This window comes from Pseudomonas sp. PSKL.D1, from assembly GCF_028898945.1.
Taxonomy (GTDB): domain Bacteria; phylum Pseudomonadota; class Gammaproteobacteria; order Pseudomonadales; family Pseudomonadaceae; genus Aquipseudomonas.
In genome coordinates this window covers 1,518,271-1,537,331 of record NZ_CP118607.1, presented here as the reverse complement: position 1 = coordinate 1,537,331, position 19,061 = coordinate 1,518,271, and the positions used below count along the sequence as shown (strand labels likewise).

The 19,061-nt window shown below is 62.9% G+C and carries 14 protein-coding genes; 3 read left to right on the top strand and 11 right to left on the bottom strand.

Annotated features, from left to right (window positions below):
• Positions 1 to 188 precede the first annotated feature (188 nt).
• The 6 genes from cmk to mtnA form a co-directional block, all read right to left on the bottom strand.
• Entirely contained in the window at positions 189 to 872 is a 684-nt protein-coding gene (gene cmk / locus PVV54_RS06790; RefSeq protein WP_274909197.1) for a (d)CMP kinase, read from the bottom strand.
• Positions 872 to 3,079 carry a bifunctional prephenate dehydrogenase/3-phosphoshikimate 1-carboxyvinyltransferase gene (locus tag PVV54_RS06785; protein ID WP_274910397.1) on the bottom strand — a complete coding sequence of 736 codons (2,208 nt, stop codon included), beginning with the start codon at positions 3,077 to 3,079 and terminating at the stop codon, positions 872 to 874. Before PVV54_RS06785 ends, cmk begins: the two co-directional genes overlap by 1 nt.
• Before the next feature lie 170 nt (positions 3,080 to 3,249).
• The gene (pheA, locus tag PVV54_RS06780; RefSeq protein ID WP_274909196.1) at positions 3,250 to 4,344 is read right to left on the bottom strand and encodes a prephenate dehydratase; all 1,095 of its coding nucleotides are present in this window, start codon (positions 4,342 to 4,344) and stop codon (positions 3,250 to 3,252) included.
• 1 nt (position 4,345) lies between these two features.
• Positions 4,346 to 5,431: a 3-phosphoserine/phosphohydroxythreonine transaminase gene (gene serC / locus PVV54_RS06775; protein ID WP_274909195.1), complete on the bottom strand. Its 1,086-nt coding sequence runs from the start codon at positions 5,429 to 5,431 to the stop codon at positions 4,346 to 4,348.
• Positions 5,432 to 5,700: 269 nt separating this feature from the next.
• Positions 5,701 to 8,463, bottom strand: coding sequence for a DNA gyrase subunit A (gyrA, locus tag PVV54_RS06770; protein WP_274909194.1), 2,763 nt, complete (start codon positions 8,461 to 8,463; stop codon positions 5,701 to 5,703).
• A 352-nt stretch (positions 8,464 to 8,815) separates the two neighbouring features.
• Positions 8,816 to 9,892 (bottom strand): S-methyl-5-thioribose-1-phosphate isomerase, encoded by a 1,077-nt coding sequence (mtnA, locus tag PVV54_RS06765; RefSeq protein WP_274909193.1) that lies wholly within the window; start codon positions 9,890 to 9,892, stop codon positions 8,816 to 8,818.
• 111 nt (positions 9,893 to 10,003) lie between these two features.
• On the opposite strand from mtnA, the gene ubiG reads away from it, so the two are divergent.
• From ubiG to PVV54_RS06750, 3 genes are read left to right on the top strand one after another with little or no spacing between them, the layout of a single operon-like run.
• The gene (gene ubiG, locus PVV54_RS06760) at positions 10,004 to 10,702 is read left to right on the top strand and encodes a bifunctional 2-polyprenyl-6-hydroxyphenol methylase/3-demethylubiquinol 3-O-methyltransferase UbiG (RefSeq protein WP_274909192.1); all 699 of its coding nucleotides are present in this window, start codon (positions 10,004 to 10,006) and stop codon (positions 10,700 to 10,702) included.
• A 2-nt stretch (positions 10,703 to 10,704) separates the two neighbouring features.
• Positions 10,705 to 11,376: an N-acetylmuramic acid 6-phosphate phosphatase MupP gene (gene mupP, locus PVV54_RS06755; protein WP_274909191.1), complete on the top strand. Its 672-nt coding sequence runs from the start codon at positions 10,705 to 10,707 to the stop codon at positions 11,374 to 11,376.
• Between the two features lie 28 nt (positions 11,377 to 11,404).
• Entirely contained in the window at positions 11,405 to 12,145 is a 741-nt protein-coding gene (locus PVV54_RS06750; RefSeq protein ID WP_274909190.1) for a YciK family oxidoreductase, read from the top strand.
• Between the two features lie 122 nt (positions 12,146 to 12,267).
• On the opposite strand, the gene PVV54_RS06745 is transcribed toward PVV54_RS06750, so the two are convergent.
• The 5 genes from PVV54_RS06745 to trhO form a co-directional block, all read right to left on the bottom strand.
• The gene (locus PVV54_RS06745; RefSeq protein WP_274909189.1) at positions 12,268 to 13,053 is read right to left on the bottom strand and encodes a TenA family transcriptional regulator; all 786 of its coding nucleotides are present in this window, start codon (positions 13,051 to 13,053) and stop codon (positions 12,268 to 12,270) included.
• A 39-nt stretch (positions 13,054 to 13,092) separates the two neighbouring features.
• Positions 13,093 to 15,549, bottom strand: a complete 2,457-nt coding sequence (locus tag PVV54_RS06740; RefSeq protein ID WP_274909188.1) for an EAL domain-containing protein — start codon at positions 15,547 to 15,549, stop codon at positions 13,093 to 13,095.
• Positions 15,550 to 15,647: 98 nt separating this feature from the next.
• On the bottom strand, positions 15,648 to 17,480 hold the full coding sequence (locus PVV54_RS06735) for an ABC transporter ATP-binding protein (protein ID WP_274909187.1): 1,833 nt from the start codon (positions 17,478 to 17,480) through the stop codon (positions 15,648 to 15,650).
• Positions 17,473 to 18,105 carry a DsbA family protein gene (locus tag PVV54_RS06730; RefSeq protein ID WP_274909186.1) on the bottom strand — a complete coding sequence of 211 codons (633 nt, stop codon included), beginning with the start codon at positions 18,103 to 18,105 and terminating at the stop codon, positions 17,473 to 17,475. Before PVV54_RS06730 ends, PVV54_RS06735 begins: the two co-directional genes overlap by 8 nt.
• 3 nt (positions 18,106 to 18,108) lie before the next feature.
• The gene (gene trhO, locus PVV54_RS06725) at positions 18,109 to 19,041 is read right to left on the bottom strand and encodes an oxygen-dependent tRNA uridine(34) hydroxylase TrhO (protein WP_274909185.1); all 933 of its coding nucleotides are present in this window, start codon (positions 19,039 to 19,041) and stop codon (positions 18,109 to 18,111) included.
• Positions 19,042 to 19,061: the final 20 nt, after the last annotated feature.

Sequence of the window (19,061 nt, the reverse complement as noted above, 5' to 3'; positions counted from 1 at the left end):
CCGACACACCCGAGATTGTGCAAACGCCGGCCAACATCAAAGAATCAGAATGAACATCAAGGGAGTGCGAGGATTACAGCGCGGCACGTACGAAAGCGTACCGGGTGACAGCCGAGCGGATGGCGGCCGATCAACGAAAAGGCATAAAAAAAGGGCTGCAAGGCAGCCCTTCGATTGAAACGGAAGGTTCAGACGAGATCGCGCTGCGCCAACTCACTGCGAATACGCTGCAGCACCTGCTCGATCGAAAGCGCGGTGGAATCAAGCTGAATGGCATCATCCGCAGGCTTGAGCGGGGCGACAGAGCGCTGCGTATCACGCTCGTCACGCGCCTGGATCTCTTCCAGCAGGCTTTCCAGGCTCACATCTTCACCCTTGCCCTTCAGCTGCAGGTAACGACGACGAGCCCGCTCTTCGGCACTGGCGGTCAGGAACACCTTCAGCGGCGCATCCGGGAACACGACAGTGCCCATGTCACGGCCATCGGCGATCAGCCCGGGCGCTTCGCGGAACGCGCGCTGGCGCTGCAACAGCGCCTCACGCACCGCCGGCAGCGAGGCGACCATCGAAGCACCGGCCCCGACCGTTTCAGTGCGGATGACATTACTGACATCCTCACCTTCGAGGATGATCTGCTGCAGCTTGCCCGGCTCGGCAGCGATGAACTGCACATCCAGGTGAGCAGCCAGCGCCTTGAGCAACTCTTCGTTGGTCAAATCCACACCGTGATTGGTGGCGTTGAACGCCAGCAGCCGGTACAGCGCGCCGGAATCCAGCAGCCTCCACCCCAACTCGCGCGCCAACAGGCCTGCAACCGTGCCCTTGCCCGAGCCACTTGGGCCGTCAATGGTGATGACGGGCGCTTGCAACATCACGACTTGCCCTCTTCGGCGACACGAATGCCGACTTCGGCGCACAGCTTGAGGAAGTTCGGGAACGAGGTGGCAACGTTGGCACAGTCGTGAATGCGGATGGGCGCGCTGGCGCGCAGAGAGGCAACACTGAAGGCCATGGCAATACGGTGGTCGCCGTGGCCATGCACTTCGCCACCACCCAGCTGGCCGCCGTCAATGATGATGCCGTCAGGGGTAGGCTCGCACTTGATGCCCAAGGTAATCAGGCCATCGGCCATCACCTGGATACGGTCCGATTCCTTCACCCGCAGCTCTTCAGCACCGCGCAGCACGGTACGGCCTTCGGCGCAGGCCGCGGCAACGAACAACACCGGGAACTCGTCGATCGCCAGCGGCACCAGGTGCTCGGGGATGTCGATACCCTTGAGCTTGGCGCCTCGTACGCGCAGGTCGGCCACCGGCTCACCGCCAACTTCACGCTGGTTTTCCAGGGTAATGTCGCCGCCCATCAGGCGCAGGATGTCAATCACACCTGTGCGGGTGGGGTTGATGCCAACGTGCTCGAGCACCAGTTCCGAACCTTCGGCAATGGAGGCCGCCACCAGGAAGAACGCAGCGGACGAGATGTCTGCCGGCACCTCGATGCGGGTGGCGGTGAGCTTGCCACCGGCTTGCAGCGAGGCAACCGGGCCATTGGACTCAACCGAATAGCCGAAGCCACGCAGCATGCGCTCGGTGTGGTCACGGGTCGGCGCAGGCTCGGTGACGGTGGTTTTGCCTTCAGCGTACAGGCCAGCCAGCAGCAGGCAGGATTTGACCTGGGCACTGGCCATCGGCAGCGTGTAGGTCAGCGCCTTCAGTTTTTGGCCGCCGCGAATGGTCAGTGGCGGGCGGCCCTCAGGGCCGGTCTCGACCACGGCACCCATTTCGCGCAGCGGGTTGGCGACACGGTTCATCGGCCGCTTGGACAACGAGGCATCACCGGTCATGGTGGTGTCGAATGGCTGCGCGGCGAGCAGGCCGGACAGCAGGCGCATCGAGGTGCCGGAGTTGCCGACATACAGCGGCCCTGGCGGTGGCTTCAGGCCATGCAGGCCAACGCCATGGATGGTCACGCGACCGTGATTGGGGCCTTCGATGACCACACCCATGTCACGAAACGCCTGCAGTGTCGCCAGGGCATCTTCACCCTCGAGGAAACCTTCGACTTCGGTCGTGCCCTCGGCCAGCGAGCCGAGCATGATCGAACGGTGGGAAATCGACTTGTCGCCCGGTACGCGGATTCGCCCGCTCAGGCGGCCACCCGGTTGGGCCAGGAAAATCAGATCGTTGGCGTTCATAGCGTCCACATAGGCCCGGCGGGCCAGGATTTTACTGAAATGCTCGCGGGCTACCCGAGCGCGGGTGAATACACCCAGCAACTGGTGCCCGTCCCCTGCATCGACCGCGTCGCGCAAGGCGTCGAGGTCGCTGCGAAATGTGTCCAGGGTACGCAGTACTGCCTCGCGGTTGGCGAGGAAGATGTCGTGCCACATGGTCGGATCACTGCCGGCGATACGTGTGAAATCGCGGAAGCCACCCGCAGCGTACCGGAAGATTTCCAGGTTTTCATTGCGTTTGGCCAGCGAGTCGACCAAGCCGAACGCCAGCAGGTGCGGCAAGTGGCTGGTGGCGGCCAGCACTTCGTCGTGGCGCTCCACCGACATGTGCTCTACATCGGCGTCCAGCGCACGCCACAGGCGGTCGACCAGGGCCAGAGCCCCGGGGTCGGTTTCCGCCAGCGGCGTAAGGATGACCTTGTGGCGGCGGAACAGGGTGGCATTGGATGCCTCTACCCCGCTCTGCTCGGAGCCAGCGATCGGGTGGCCTGGCACGAAGCGCGGCAGGCGCTCGCCAAAAACAGCGCGCGCTTCACGCACAACGTTGCCTTTGGCACTGCCAACATCGGTGATCACGGCGTTGCCAAGATCAAGCTGCGCCAATCGTGCCAGCACTTTTTCCATGGCCAGGATCGGTACGGCAAGCTGGATGACATCGGCGCCGACACAGGCGGCAGCGAGGTCTTCTTCACAGCGGTCGACCACGCCCAGGGCGACAGCCTGCTTGCGCGAAGGAGCGTCCAGATCGACGCCGACCACTTCGCGGCACAGGCCGCTTTCACGCAGGCCTTTGGCGAACGAACCGCCGATCAGACCGAGGCCGACGACGACCAGGCGGTTGATGATTGGCGCGGGTTTGGTTTTTGCTGCATTTACCACGAGTGCGAACCCTGTTCAGAAATCTAGGCAGTTCTGCGAGACCATTGGGGCGGCGTTGCCGCCCATCGCGGATAAATCCGCTCCTACAGGAGCGGCTTCAGCCGCGATGGGGCGCAAGGCGCCCCGGCAACCTCAAATCAAAGCACCGCCTTCGGATAAGACCCCAGCACCTTCAGCGCCACAGCCTCCTGGCTGATCTTCTCCAGCACCGCCTTGATCAGCGGGTCACGGTGGTGGCCCACGAAGTCGATGAAGAACACGTAGGTCCACTTGCCGCTGCGCGACGGGCGAGTCTCGATACGGGTCAGGTCGATGCCGTTTTCATGGAACGGCACCAGCAGCTCGTGCAGGGCACCTGGCTTGTTGCTCATCGACACGATGATGGACGTTTTGTCGTCACCGGTCGGCGGCACTTCCTGGTTACCGATCATGAGGAAGCGCGTGGAGTTGTCCGGGCGGTCTTCGATTTTTTCGGCCAGGCGGGTCAGGCCGTACAGGTTGGCCGCCATGTCACCGGCGATGGCCGCCGAGTTCCACTCGCCCTTCACGCGTTTGGCCGCTTCGGCATTGCTCGACACGGCCACACGCTCCACGTTCGGGTAGTGCGCGTCCAGCCACTTGCGGCACTGGGCCAGCGACTGGGCGTGGGAGTAGATGCGGGTGATGCTGTTGGTTTTGGTGCTCTCGCCCACCAGCAGGTGATGGTGAATGCGCAGCTCGACCTCACCACAAATCACCATGTCATGCTCGAGGAAGCTGTCCAGGGTGTGGCTCACGGCGCCTTCGGTGGAGTTTTCCACCGGCACCACGCCAAAGTTGACGGCACCGGCCGCCACTTCGCGGAACACTTCGTCGATGGCCGCCATCGGGCGGCTCACCACGGCATGGCCGAAGTGTTTCATGGCGGCAGCCTGGGTGAAGGTGCCTTCCGGGCCGAGGTACGCGACTTTGAGCGGGTCTTCGAGGGCCAGGCAGGACGACATGATTTCGCGGAAGAGCCGCGCCATCTCTTCGTTGCCCAACGGGCCCTTGTTGCGCTCCATCACGCGCTTGAGCACGGCGGCTTCACGCTCGGGGCGGTAGAACACCGGCTTTTCGCCTTCGGCCAGCGAGGCCGTCTTGACCCGCGCCACTTCTTCGGCGCAGCGGGCGCGCTCGCTGATCAGCTCGAGGATTTTCTCGTCGAGGCTGTCGATGCGTACGCGCAGGGCTTTGAGTTCCTGATCGGACATGTCAGCCGTGCTCCTTCTCGAATTCGGCCATGTAGCCCACCAGGGCTTCCACGGCGTCCAGGCCCAGGGCATTGTAGATGGAGGCGCGCATGCCACCCACCGAACGGTGCCCTTTGAGGTTGAGCAGGCCACGGGCGTCTGCGCCTGCCAGGAAGGCCTTGTCCAGGCGCTCGTCAGCCAGGCGGAACGGCACGTTCATCCACGAACGGGCGTTGTGGCTGATCGGGTTGGTGTAGAACTCGCCGGCATCGATGAAGCCGTACAGGCGGTCCTTCTTGGCCCGGTTGCGCTGCTCCATGGCTTCGACGCCGCCCTGCTCCTTGAGCCACTCGAACACCAGGCCCGAGAGGTACCACGAATACGTGGCCGGGGTGTTGTACATCGAGCCGTTGTCGGCCGACACCTTGTAGTCGAGCATGGTCGGGCAGCTGCTGCGGGCATGGCCCAGCAGGTCTTCGCGAACGATCACCACCACCAGGCCGCTCGGGCCGATGTTCTTTTGCGCACCGGCATAGATCAAGCCGTACTGCGATACATCGATCGGTCGCGAGAGGATGTCGGAAGACATGTCGACCACCAGCGGAACATCACCGGTTTCTGGCACCCAGTCAAACTGCAGGCCACCGATGGTTTCGTTGGAGGCGTAGTGAACGTAAGCAGCGTTCTTGGTCAGCTTCCACTCGTTCTGGCCCGGGATGGCCAGGTAATCGTAGGGCTTGGCGCTGGCGGCAACATTGATGTTGCCGAAGCGGCGCGCTTCTTCAATGGCCTTTTTCGACCAGATGCCGGTTTCGACATAGTCGGCGGTGCCGCTTTCCGGCAGCAGGTTCAGCGGGATTTCAGCGAACTGCTGGCTGGCGCCGCCCTGCAGGAACAGCACTTTGTAGTTGGAGGGGACGGACAGCAGGTCACGCAGGTCCTGCTCGGCCTTTTCGGCGATGGCCACATAGTCATCGCTGCGGTGGCTCATTTCCATCACCGACAAGCCCTTGCCGTTCCAGTCCAGCATTTCGGCCTGGGCACGCTGCAACACAGCATCAGGAAGCGCGGCAGGGCCTGCGCAGAAGTTAAAGGCTCGTTTGCTCACATCCACTCTCGCTCTGCCAAATAGTACAAATCGTAACCTGAAGGCACGCGCCCTTTGTGGGAGCGGCCTTGTGTCGCGAAAGGGCTGCGAAGCAGCCCCAGACATATATGCGTCAACACTGGAATCCGGGGGCTGCTTTGCAGCCCTTTCCGACCGGCCCGGCGCTCCGGCAAGGCCGCTCCCACAAAGGCAGATCCCACAACAGCGTTGCCTACCGTAATCAGTCAAACGGGGCGACCTTGGTCGCCCCGTTCGGGTTTTACGCTTGCTTACTCCTGCTGGGCGTCTTCGGCACCAGCAGCTTCGTCATCAGGCGCATCGCCCTCGACGCCGTCCTCGTCCGCCTCGATGACATCATCGAGCTCTTCCTCGGACGGCTCCTGGATACGCTCCAGGCCTACCAGCGTTTCGTCGGTCACCAGCTTGATCAGCGTCACGCCCTGGGTGTTACGGCCCAGGCTGGAAACTTCGCCGACCCGAGTACGCACCAGGGTGCCCTGGTCGGAGATCAGCATGATCTCTTCGCCTTCCTGCACCTGGATAGCACCAATCAGCAAGCCGTTGCGCCCTTTGGTACCCATGGCAATCACGCCTTGACCACCACGCCCGCGACGCGGGAACTTGGACAGTGGCGTGCGCTTGCCGTAACCACGTTCGGAAGCGGTAAGGATCTGCGCGCCGGACTCCGGGATCAGCATCGAGATGATGCGCTGGCCCTTGCCCAGCTTCATGCCGCGCACGCCACGGGCGTTACGGCCCATTTCACGCACCACGCTCTCGGCAAAGCGAATGACCTTGCCGGCGTCGGAGAACATCATGACTTCCTTCGCACCGTCAGTAATGGCGGCGGCGATCAGGGTGTCACCTTCCTTGAGCTTCAGGGCGATCAGGCCGTTGGAGCGCGGACGGGCGAACTGCACCAGCGGGGTTTTCTTGACGGTACCGGAAGCGGTGGCCATGAAGATGTAGGCACCGGTCGGCTCGGCGGCCCACTCAGGGGTATCACCGTCTTCCTCGTCGATTTCCTCGGCCTCGAGCACTTCGCCTTCGAGTACCGCGTCCTCCGCCTCGTCCAGCTCCTCTTCGGCGCCTGCGCTCTGCTGCAGGGCCTCAAGGTCGATCTGCAGCATGGCGGTGATGCGCTCACCTTCTTCCAGCGGCAGCAGGTTGACCAACGGGCGACCACGGGCGGCGCGCGAAGCTTCAGGGATGTCGTAGGTCTTGAGCCAGTACACCTTGCCTTTGCTGGAGAACAGCAGCAGCGTGGCATGGCTGTTGGCAACGAGCAGGTGCTCGATGTAGTCCTCGTCCTTCACGCCGGTTGCCGACTTGCCTTTGCCGCCACGGCGCTGGGCCTGGTAGGCGGACAACGGCTGGGTCTTGGCATAGCCACCATGGGAAATGGTTACCACGCGCTCTTCTTCCGGGATCATGTCGCCGTAGTTGAGGTCGTGGCGGGCATCGAGGATTTCGGTGCGACGGGCATCACCGTACTCGGCACGAATGGCTTCGAGCTCTTCGCGGATCACTTCCATCAGGCGCTGGGCGCTGTTCAGGATGCGAATCAGCTCACCGATCTGCTCCAGGATTTCCTGGTACTCGGCCAGCAGCTTTTCGTGCTCAAGGCCAGTCAGACGGTGCAGGCGCAGGTCGAGAATGGCCTGGGCCTGTTCCGGCGACAGGTAATACTTGCCATCGCGCAGGCCATATTGCTCAGGCAGGTCTTCAGGGCGGCAGGAGTCGGCGCCGGCGCGCTCGACCATGACCTGCACGGCACTGGATTCCCACGCCATGGATACCAGCGCTTCCTTGGCTTCCGACGGGGTCGGCGATGCCTTGATCAGCGCGATGACCGGGTCGATGTTGGACAGCGCGACCGCCTGGCCCTCAAGGATGTGGCCACGCTCGCGGGCCTTGCGCAGCTCGAACACGGTACGGCGGGTCACCACTTCACGGCGGTGACGGACGAACGCTTCAAGCAGGTCCTTGAGATTGAGCAGGCGCGGGCGACCGTCGATCAGTGCGACCACGTTGATACCGAACACACTCTGCAGCTGGGTTTGCTGATAGAGGTTGTTGAGCACCACCTCCGGCACCTCGCCGCGGCGCAGCTCGATGACGATGCGCATACCGTCCTTGTCGGACTCGTCGCGCAGCTCGGTGATGCCTTCGATCTTCTTCTCTTTGACCAGCTCGGCAATCTTCTCGATCAGGCGAGCCTTGTTCAGCTGGTACGGCAGCTCGGTGACGACGATCTGCTGGCGACCGCCAACCTTGTCGATGTCTTCGATCTCGGAGCGGGCGCGCATGTAAATGCGGCCACGGCCGGTGCGATAGGCCTCGATGATGCCCTGGCGACCGTTGATCATGCCCGCAGTCGGGAAGTCCGGGCCGGGGATGAACTGCATCAGCTCGTCGACAGTGACCTCGGGGTTGTCGATCAGCGCCAGGCAGCCATCGATCACCTCACCCAGGTTGTGCGGCGGGATGTTGGTTGCCATGCCCACGGCGATACCGCTGGAACCGTTGACCAGCAGGTTGGGGATGCGGGTTGGCATGACCGCCGGGATCTGCTCGGTGCCGTCATAGTTGGGCACCCAGTCGACGGTTTCTTTATGCAGGTCGGCCAGCAGCTCGTGAGCCAGCTTGGTCATGCGCACTTCGGTGTATCGCATGGCCGCGGCGTTGTCGCCGTCCACCGAGCCGAAGTTGCCCTGGCCGTCGACCAACAGGTAGCGCAGCGAGAACGGCTGGGCCATACGCACGATGGTGTCGTAGACCGCAGTGTCGCCGTGCGGGTGGTACTTACCGATCACGTCACCGACCACACGGGCGGATTTCTTGTACGGCTTGTTCCAGTCGTTGCCCAGTTCGCTCATCGCATAGAGAACGCGACGATGCACGGGCTTCAAGCCATCACGCGCATCGGGCAGCGCTCGCCCGACAATCACGCTCATCGCGTAGTCGAGGTAAGACTGTCTCAGTTCGTCTTCGATATTGACCGGGAGGATTTCTTTGGCCAGTTCGCCCATGAGAAGCCTGATTCCTTTTTCTGGTGAAACTTCGCAGCCTCCATCAAGGGCCGAACGAAGCTCGCCGCCGCAGCGCGTAAGGGTGCGACGACATACGACAAATCAATGAGTTGTGCCATGGACTTGCGCAATGAAGGCCGTTGTTGTGGGCGGCCTTGGAAACTGCCGGATGTTATCACAAAGGGGGGGTGGAAGTGTACGGCTTGGTTTTGGTGGTTGGGCGCAAATCGCGGATAAATCCGCTCCTACAGGGATAGCTGGAACCTTGTAGGAGCGGATTTATCCGCGATGCGCCGCGTGGGCGGCGCGCGATCACACCAACACCACAAACTCCGAGCCCTACACCACCCACTCAATGCAACCGCTTGCGGCACATCAACTGCGCCAGCTTGGCCGCATCCGGCCGCTCGACGATGCCCCGCTCGGTCACGATCACGTCGATCAGGTCGGCCGGCGTCACGTCAAACACCGGGTTGAACACCTCGACCTGCGGCGCCACTCGGGTACCGGCGTAATCCAGCAGTTCGTCGGCATCACGCTCTTCCAGCGGAATGTCATCGCCGGTGGCCAGGTTCAGATCGATGCTGGTGCTCGGCGCCACCACCATGAAGCGCACACCATGGTGCATGGCACTGACGGCCAGCTGGTAGGTGCCGATCTTGCTGGCCATGTCGCCATTGGCGGCGATGCAGTCCGCGCCCACCACCACCCAGGTGATGCCCTTGCTTTTCATCAGGTGGGCCAGCGCCGAATCGGCGCACAGGGTCACCGGGATGCCTTCGTTGGCCAACTCCCAGGCGGTCAGGCGCGAGCCCTGCAGCCATGGGCGGGTCTCACCGGCATACACACGCTCGACCATGCCCTCCAGGTAACCGGCGCGGATCACCCCCAGCGCAGTGCCAAAGCCGCCGCTGGCCAAGGCGCCGGCGTTACCGTAGGTCAGCAGGGTTTGCTCGTTGCCCTGATGGCGCCGGATCAGCTCGATGCCATACTGGGCCATGGTCAGGTTGGCCTCGCGATCGCTCTCGTGAATGGCCACCGCCTCGGCCTCCAGCGCCGCGAGCACATCCTCCTCAGGGCGCACGCGCTGCAGGCGCTCTCGCATACGGTTCAGGGCCCAGAACAGGTTGGCGGCGGTCGGCCGGGCTTCGGCCAGGCTAAGAAAGTCTTCTTCCAGGTCCATTTCCCAATCGCCGCCCTGGGCCAAGCGCTCTTCCACGGCCAGCACCATGCCATAGGCAGCGGCAATGCCGATGGCCGACGCGCCGCGCACGGCCATGTCACGGATGGCATCCGCTACCTGTGCGACATTGTCGCAGGCCAGCCAGCGCTCTTGCGACGGCAGCTGGCGCTGGTCCAGAAGGTGCAGGACCCCGTCGTGCCACCGGATCCCGGTCACCTTCTCCGCCGCCAAAAGTCGCTCGCGCATCGCCTCTCCCCGTCGTTCGGATATCAAAAGCGGGCGATTATAGCGACCCTCAGCCCTGGGCGCTCGGGTATACTCCGGCCCAATTTAGCGAAGTTTCAGAGGACTGTTCAAATGAGCAACGTCGACCACGCCGAAATCGCCAAGTTTGAAGCCTTGGCGCACCGCTGGTGGGACCGCGAAAGCGAGTTCAAGCCGCTGCACGACATCAACCCGCTGCGCGTCAACTGGATTGACGAGCGCGTCGGCCTGGCCGGCAAGAAGGTGCTGGACGTGGGTTGCGGCGGCGGCATCCTCAGCGAGGCGATGGCCCTGCGTGGCGCCACGGTCACCGGCATCGACATGGGCGAGGCGCCTCTGGCCGTGGCCCAGCTGCACCAACTGGAGTCCGGCGTGCAGGTGGAGTACCGCCAGACCACCGCCGAAGCCCTGGCCGAAGAAATGCCCGAGCAGTTCGACGTGGTCACCTGCCTGGAAATGCTCGAGCACGTGCCAGACCCGTCGTCGGTCATCCGCGCCTGCTATCGTATGGTCAAGCCGGGCGGCCAGGTGTTCTTCTCCACCATCAACCGCAACCCCAAGGCCTACCTGCTCGCCATCGTCGGCGCCGAATACATCCTCAAGATGCTGCCGCGCGGCACCCACGACTTCAAGAAATTCATCCGCCCATCCGAACTGGGTGCCTGGAGCCGTGCCACCGGCCTTGAAGTGAAGGACATCATCGGCCTGACCTACAACCCGCTGACCAAGCACTACAAGCTGAGCAGCGACGTGGACGTCAACTACATGATCCAGACCCTGCGCGAGGAATGAGCATGCGTTTGCGAGCAGTTCTATTCGACATGGACGGTACCCTGCTCGACACGGCGCCGGACTTCATCGCCATCTGCCAGGCCATGCTGGCCGAGCGCGGCCTACCGGCCGTCGACGACAAGCGTATCCGCGACGTGATTTCCGGTGGCGCGCGCGCAATGGTAGCGGCCAGCTTTGACATGGACCCGGAGGCCGAGGGCTTCGAGGCCCTGCGCCTGGAGTTTCTGGAGCGTTACCAGCGCGACTGCGCGGTACACAGCAAACTGTTCGACGGCATGGGCGAATTACTGGCCGACATCGAGAAAGGCAACCTGCTGTGGGGCGTGGTCACCAACAAGCCCGTGCGCTTTGCCGAACCTATCATGCAACGCCTGGGCTTGGCCGAGCGTTCAGCCCTGCTGATCTGCCCGGACCACGTCAAGAACAGCAAGCCCGACCCCGAGCCGATGATCCTGGCCTGCAAAACCTTGAACCTGGACCCGGCCAGCGTACTGTTCGTGGGCGACGACCTGCGTGACATCGAGTCTGGCCGCGACGCCGGCACCCGCACCGCGGCGGTGCGCTACGGCTATATTCACCCAGAGGACAACCCCAACAACTGGGGTGCGGATGTGGTCGTGGACCACCCGCTGGAGCTGCGCAAGGTCATCGACAGCGCGCTGTGCGGCTGCTGAGCCAGCCCAAGAAGACAGGGACTAATCAATGTTCGACTACACCGCCCGCCCCGACCTGCTCAAGGGCCGCGTCATTCTGGTCACCGGTGCTGGCCGTGGCATCGGCGCCGCTGCCGCAAAGGCCTACGCGGCCCTGGGCGCCACAGTGCTGCTGCTGGGCAAGACCGAGGCCAACCTCAACGAGGTCTATGACCAGATCGAGGCCGCCGGCCACCCGCAACCGGTGGTGATCCCGTTCAACCTGGAAACCGCCCTGCCCCACCAGTACGACGAACTGGCGGCCATGGTCGAGAGGGAGTTCGGCCGCCTCGACGGCCTGCTGAACAATGCCTCGATCATCGGCCCGCGTACGCCGCTGGAGCAGCTGTCGGGCGACAACTTCATGCGGGTGATGCACATCAACGTCAACGCCACCTTCATGCTGACCAGCACGCTGCTGCCGCTGCTGAAGCTGTCGGAGGATGCGTCGGTGGTGTTCACCTCCAGCAGCGTCGGGCGCAAGGGCCGGGCCTACTGGGGAGCTTACGGGGTGTCGAAGTTTGCCACCGAAGGGCTGATGCAGACGCTGGCCGACGAGCTGGATGGCGTGGCGCCTGTGCGTTCGAACAGCATCAACCCGGGGGGCACACGCACGGCGATGCGGGCGCAGGCTTACCCGAGTGAGAACCCGCAAAACAACCCGCTGCCCGAGGACATCATGCCGGTTTACCTGTATTTGATGGGGCCGGACAGTGCCGGGGTGAATGGGCAGGCGTTTAACGCGCAGTAAGGTTTGAGATTGTTGGGGCTGCTTTGCAGCCCATCGCGGCTGAAGGCCGTTCCTACAGGGGTACGCGCGTCCTTGTAGGAGCGGCCTTCAGCCGCGATGGGCCGCAAAGCGGCCCCAATGCCTCAACCCGCCGCCAACGCCGGGCGCAGCCGCCCTTGCTGGCGCCCTTCCATCTGCATGCACCGCTCCAAAAACAGGTACATGCAGTCATAACTCTTGCAAATCGCCCTGCGCAATTCGGTGCGCAACCCCAAGGTCGGGTTCTCCCCCGCCAGGGTGCAGATGATCTCCAACGCCTCCCAGGGGTGCGCGTCGTCATACTGGGCGTGCATCTTCAGCCACTTCATGGCCCGCTTGCGCTGATCCTCCGGGAAGCCCATGGCGTAGGTGTCCTCGGCGCACACCACCGCCGACCACTCCCCGGTCGCCCCTTCTATCGCGTAATTGGTCGCGGCCATGGCAATGGCCAGCGATTCGGTGGTGCACACGCGCCAGCACCAGTCGTTGAGCCCGTTGAGCTCGGCGGGTACCTCCTGGGCCTGCAGTTCGTGCAGGTGAATGCCATGGGCATGGCACCAGTGCACCCAATAGTCGGCATGGTGTAGCTCCACCCGTATGTTGCGCATCAACCAGCGCCGCGCCATGTCTTCGCCGGGGTGGCGGGCGTAGCGGGTCTTGGTCAGGTTGTGGGCCATATAAAGGGAAAACTGCTCCACCACCGGCCAGCCGCCGATCAGGTAATGGCGTATGGTCGAGGCTCGCAACTGGCCGTCACGCAGCCGCTGGTAGAACTCATGCTCCACCACCCTGCGCTTGCTTTCGCGGCAATCTTCGATCAGTTGCTGAGCCCATTGAGGGTAACTGGCCGGGTCCATCAATGGCCCGATGCGGACGAATGCATCAATCACTTTCAGCTCCTTGATCCTTGTGATCTTGCGAACGTTTCTTCAGCGAAAGGTACCAGGCGCCCGGTGCAACAGGGGCCGTGCAGCGATTCGTTGGCGCTGCAGACTGTCGCAGGTGAACACCTGCGGCCGTTCGATCAGGTAGCCCTGGGCGTAATCCACGCCGATTTCCTGCAAGGCCTGTTCGATCAGCGGTGTTTCAACAAACTCGGCAATGGTCCGTTTACCCATGACGTGGCCGATGTGGTTAATTACTTCGACCATAGCCCGATTAACCGGATCGTCCAGCATATCTTTGACAAAACTTCCGTCGATCTTCAAGAAGTCGACAGGTAAATGTTTCAAATAAGCGAATGACGACATTCCGGCACAAAAGTCATCCAGCGAAAACTTGCAGCCCAGCCCTTTCAATTCGTTGATGAAGCGGATGGCACTCCCAAGGTTGGCAATGGCGCTGGTTTCGGTGATCTCGAAGCAGATCAGCCGTGGCGGAATGGAAAATTCGACGAACAGTCGCTGCAGGTACTCAAGAAACTTGTCGTCACCGATACTGGAACCCGACAAGTTGATGGCACACATCGACAAAGGCCCTTCCCGCCCCTCGTCCAGGCACTGGCGGATCACCTGGAACACATTGCGCACAACCCACCGGTCCAGTGCCGTCATCAGGCCATAGCGTTCAGCGGCAGGGATAAAACTGTCAGGCAGGATCGTACGGCCGCTTTCGTCGTGCAGGCGCAGCAGAATTTCAATATGGCCAGGCCCTTCAAGGGTGGTCAGCGGCGCGATTTCCTGGGCATAGAGGCAGAAGCGGTTCTCTTCCAGCGCCACGTGCAGGCGCTGGATCCAGGCCATTTCGCCAAAGCGCATCGACAGCTCGCTGTCGTCCACGTGGTACACCTGCACCCGGTTGCGGCCCTTCTCCTTGGCCATGTAGCACGCCATGTCCGCCGCGCGCAGCGAAGCTTCCAGCGTGCCTGGCACCTGCGCCATGTGCACCAGGCCAATACTTACGGTGCTGACGAACGGCCTGCCCTTCCATACGAATTGCAGGCTCTGCACGGCCTGACGCAGGTTTTCGGCAATGCGTTCGGCCTGGTCGGGCGGGCAGTTTTCAAGCAGTACGCCAAACTCGTCGCCCCCCAGCCGCGCCAACGTATCGCCTTCGCGCAGCACCGACTGCAGCACGGCACAGATGTGCCGGAGCAGCTCGTCACCCGCTGCATGGCCGCAGGTGTCGTTCACCAGCTTGAACTGGTCAAGGTCAAGGAACATCAGCGAATGGCGCCCGGCCATGCGCATCAAGCCATTGAGCACCTGCTCCAGGCGGTACTCGAACTCGCGACGGTTGGCCAGGCCGGTCAACGCATCGTGGGTTGCCTGCCACGACAGGTTGGCGATGTACTGGCGCTCCTGGGTCATGTCGTGCAGCACCAGCACGATCCCGGCCAGTTGCCCGTCGCTGATGATGGGCGAACCCACCAGGTTGATCGACACCGTACTGCCATCAAGCCGCTGGATCAGCCGGGCATGCTCGGCGCCACCCTTGAGGCTGCCGTTGAGTACCTGTTCGATCAACGTACTGGTGTCGTCCTCGGCTTGCTCGTCCACCAGGCTGAACAGCGCCGTCAGCGGCAGCCCCAGCGCCTGCCCGGCCTGCCAATGGGTGAGCTGCTCGGCGGCCGGGTTCATGTAGCCAATGTTGCCTTCGACATCGGCTGTGATCACCGCATCGCCAATGGCTTGCAAGGTAATCTGTGCCCGTTCTTTTTCTTCCTGCAGGGCGCTGGCAAACGCTTGGCGCTGGGCTAGCAGCTTGCTTGAGCGGCGCCAGGCAATGCTGATGAGGAACAGGGCCGTCAGCAGGTTGGTGACCAGCAGCACGCGCAACAGCATCCGCGAACCTTCGCCCAGCGCGTCGCTGAAGGCTTTGGCGGCCGGGGTGACACCTTCGTTGATCGCCACGATGCGCCCGCGCCAGCCGGCCGCCTGTTCAGCCGTCACCTGCCCGTTGGCGAACCCCGCGCGCATTTCGGCGGCCAGCACATCCAGCTTGGCCAGGTAGTCATCGCCCACGTTCCAGTAGGCAATGGCGGTTTGCATGTAGCTGATCTGGTGGAAGTTGCGATAGAACCAGATGATGCGGTCAACATCATCCGGGTGGTTGCCGCCCTGCAGCACTGCGCGGCGCGCTTCGTCCAGGTCCGGGTCGGGCTGGTCGAGCACCTCACGCAACTGATGGTCACCCTGGGGCACGGTGATGACCTGGCGATAACGCTGGTAGGTGTGATCGTCGCCACTGTCGGCGTACAGGCTCAGGTAATAAATGGCGTCTTTCTGCGCCTTGGACCACAGGCTTTCGCCTGCCACATAGGCACGCACTGCCGAGAGCGCATAAAGGCTCAGGCTGCCCAGCAGTACCTGGAAGACTACGACAGCGATGAAGGGCCAGATGATACCCAGCAACCTTGGCGCTTCTAGAGTGCGATTTCCCTTCATGTAGTCCCTGTCACAGAGCGGATAAGGCACAAATCAACCCAGACAAGCACAGCGTAGGCCATTTGCCATCTGTCTGGGGGGAATTTTAAGAAGGGGTATCAGGACTGCTGCAAATGCCCATACAACTTGGCGTACAAGCCACCTTCAGCAATCAGTTGCTGATGCCCACCGTCCTCGGCAACGTGCCCGCCATCGAACACCAGTACCCGGTCAGCCTGCTTCACGGCCGACAGCCGGTGGGCAATGATCAAGGTGGTACGGCCGCTCAGGAACCGCGCCAAGGCCTGATGCAGGTTGTACTCGGTAGCAGCGTCCAGCGCCGAAGTGGCTTCGTCGAGAATGACTACCTTGGGCTCGGCCAGCACCATGCGGGCAATGGCCAGGCGCTGACGCTGCCCACCGGACAAACGCACGCCGGACCGGCCGACCACGCTGTCCAGCCCTTGCGGCAAGGCTGCGATGGTGGCCTCCAACTGGGCGATCCGCAGGGCCTGCCAGCAGGCCTCGTCGGTGCAATCGCGGCCCATGCTCAGGTTGGCGCGTACCGTGTCGTTGAACAGCGACGGGTGCTGCAGCACCACCGCCACGTTTTCGCGCAGGGTTTCCAGGCCGATTTCCTGCAGGCTGGCTCCGCCAAAGCGGATGGTCCCGGCCTGCGCCGTATAAAGGCCTAGCAGCAGCTGTACCAGCGTGCTCTTGCCGCCACCACTTGCCCCGACGATGGCGACTTTTTCGCCCGGTGCAATGGCCAGGTCGAGGTGCTCCAGCACCGGCTCGTCGGCGTAGGCGAAGCGCAGGTCGCGCACTTCGATACCCACGGTTTCGCGCCCGGCGAACGGGTCGCAGGCGGCGGGGTACTGAGGCTCGTCTTCGCGCGCCAGCAATTCGTTGAGTCGGCTCAGGGCACCCCCGGCAGCGTAGTAGGCGTACTGCAGGTTAAGCAGTTGCTCCACCGGCCCGATCATGAACCACAGGTAGCTGAACACCGCCAGCATCTGCCCGATCGACAAGTCGGAGAACAGCACCGTGAGCATGGCTGCTGCACGGAAAATGTCGATGCCGAACTGGAACAGCAAGCCACTGGCCCGCCCGCTGGCATCACTCTTCCACTGGGACTCGACGGCGTAGTCGCGCACTTCACGCGCACGCAGGCCGAGCCGCCCCAGGAAGTAGCCCTGCCGATTACCGGCACGCACTTCCTGTATGGCATCCAGGGTTTCCGACAGCGCCTGGGTAAACCGCGAGGTGCTGTCGTTTTCAAGCTTCTTCAGGTGCTTGACCCGCTTGCCCAACTGCACGGTGAAGTAAATCACCAGCGGGTTGAACAGCAGGATCAGCAAGGCCAGCTTCCAGTGCATCCAGATCAGGATGGCTGAAGTACCGGCCAGGGTAAGCATGGCCACCAGGAAGCGGCTCAGGGTTTCGCCAACAAACTTGTCGAGGGTATCCAGGTCGGTGACCAGGTGGGTGGTTACCGTGCCGCTGCCCAGGCTTTCGTATTCCTTGAGTGAAATACGCTTGAGCCGCTCGATCAGGCGAATGCGCAGACGGTAGACGATGTCCTTGGCCAGGCCCGCGAACAGCTTGGCCTGCACCACGTTGAAGGCCAGCGCCGCCAGGCGCAGGCACAGCGTGACGCCCAGCATCAGGCCGATGTAGCCCGCCGCGACTTGCCAATTGCTCGGCAGCAGGTGGTTCATCCATTTGAGCGCGGCATCGCCGTGGCCCAGCAGCACTTCGTCCACCAGCAGCGGCAGCAGCAGCGGAATCGGCACGCTGCAGCAGGCAGCCAGCACGGCAACGAAGTTGGCGGTCCAGAGATTTTTCTTGTGGTGCAACGCCAGGCGGCGGATTTCTGCCCAGCTCAGTCGATCGGCCGCAGCAGCAGGCTTCCCCGGCACAGGGTCGGGCGACCCTGGCAGGTCAAGCACAGGCGGCCTGCTGCAGCCAGCGGCCAAGCAAGGGTTGCAGGCGGCCCAGCGGCTGGTAGCCGTTGGTCAGCAAGGCCAGTTGGCCATTGCGCTCGGCCAGCAGGGTCGGGAAGCCGGCGATGCCCAAATCCTGCGCCCAGCTGAAGTCGGCCTGGGTGGCCGTGCGGGTGTCGGCACGGGCGAAGGCCTCGGCAAACACGGCTCGGTCGAAACCGGCCCGAGCGGCAAGCTCGACCAGTTGCGGCGCCGTGGTGACGTCCACGCCCTGCTCGTAGAACGACCGCTGGATCGATGCCAACAGCGGCCAGACCCGTTCGGCATCCAGTTCGCGGGCAGTGACCAGCGCCCGGCAGGCCGGCTCGGTATCGTAGACGAAGCCATCGGGCATGGCACCGTCGAACCGGAACGGTTGCCCGGTTGCCTCTGCCACCGCCTGCCAATGCTCAAGGATGTACTTGCGGGTGGAGCCGTCCAGGGCGCTGCCACCGGTACGCAAACCACCCGGAATCAATCGGGTGGCCACGCCCGCCTCACGCGCCTGGGCGATCAGGGCCTCGGCCACTGGCGCGAAACCCCAGCACCAGGAGCACATCGGGTCCATCACATAGAGCAGGCGTGCAGTCATGCATCAAGCCTCGGCTTTGTAGTTGTAGCCGATCGGGTGCGGCAGGTTGCGCGCCTTGGCCAGCTCGATCTGCTTCTGGCGGTCGATGGCGCTGCGCCGGGTCTTTTCGCTCAGCGAGTCCCAGCAGTGCGGGCAGCTCACGCCTGGCGAATAATGCTCGGACGCACGGTCCTGCACATCAATCGGGTGGCGGCAGGCATGGCACTGGTCGTATTCACCCTCGGTCAGGTCATGGCGCACCGTGACCCGGTTGTCGAAGACGAAGCAGTCGCCATCCCAGAGGCTTTCTTCCTGAGGCACTTCCTCGAAGTATTTCAGGATGCCGCCCTTAAGATGATAGACCGCCTCGAAGCCTTCACCGAGCATGTAGCTGGAGGCTTTTTCGCAACGGATGCCGCCGGTGCAGAACATGGCGACCTTCTTGTGCTTGCTCGGGTCGAAGTTGGCCTTGATGTAGTCGGGGAACTCGCGGAAGGTTTCGGTCTTGGGGTCGATGGCACCCTTGAAGGTGCCGATGGCCACTTCGTAGTCGTTGCGGGTGTCGATCAGCAGCACTTCAGGGTCGCTGATCAGGGCGTTCCAGTCTTTGGGGTCGACATAGGTGCCAACGGCCTGGTTCGGGTCCACGCCCGGCACGCCGAGGGTGACGATCTCTTTTTTCAGCTTGACCTTGGTGCGGTAGAACGGCTGCTCGTCGCAGTAGGACTCTTTGTGGTCGACATCCACCAGGCGCGGGTCGTTGCGCAGCCAGGCCAGCAGGCCGTCGATGCCTTCGCGGGTGGCCGAGACGGTGCCGTTGATGCCTTCATGGGCCAGCAGCAGGGTGCCTTTGACGCCGTTGTCGGTCATGGCCTTGAGCAGCGGGTCGCGTAGCTCAACGTAGTCTTGCAGGGTGACGAACTTGTACAGCGCCGCCACGACGATCGGTTGGGTCATTGCGTTGAATCTCCGGGTAG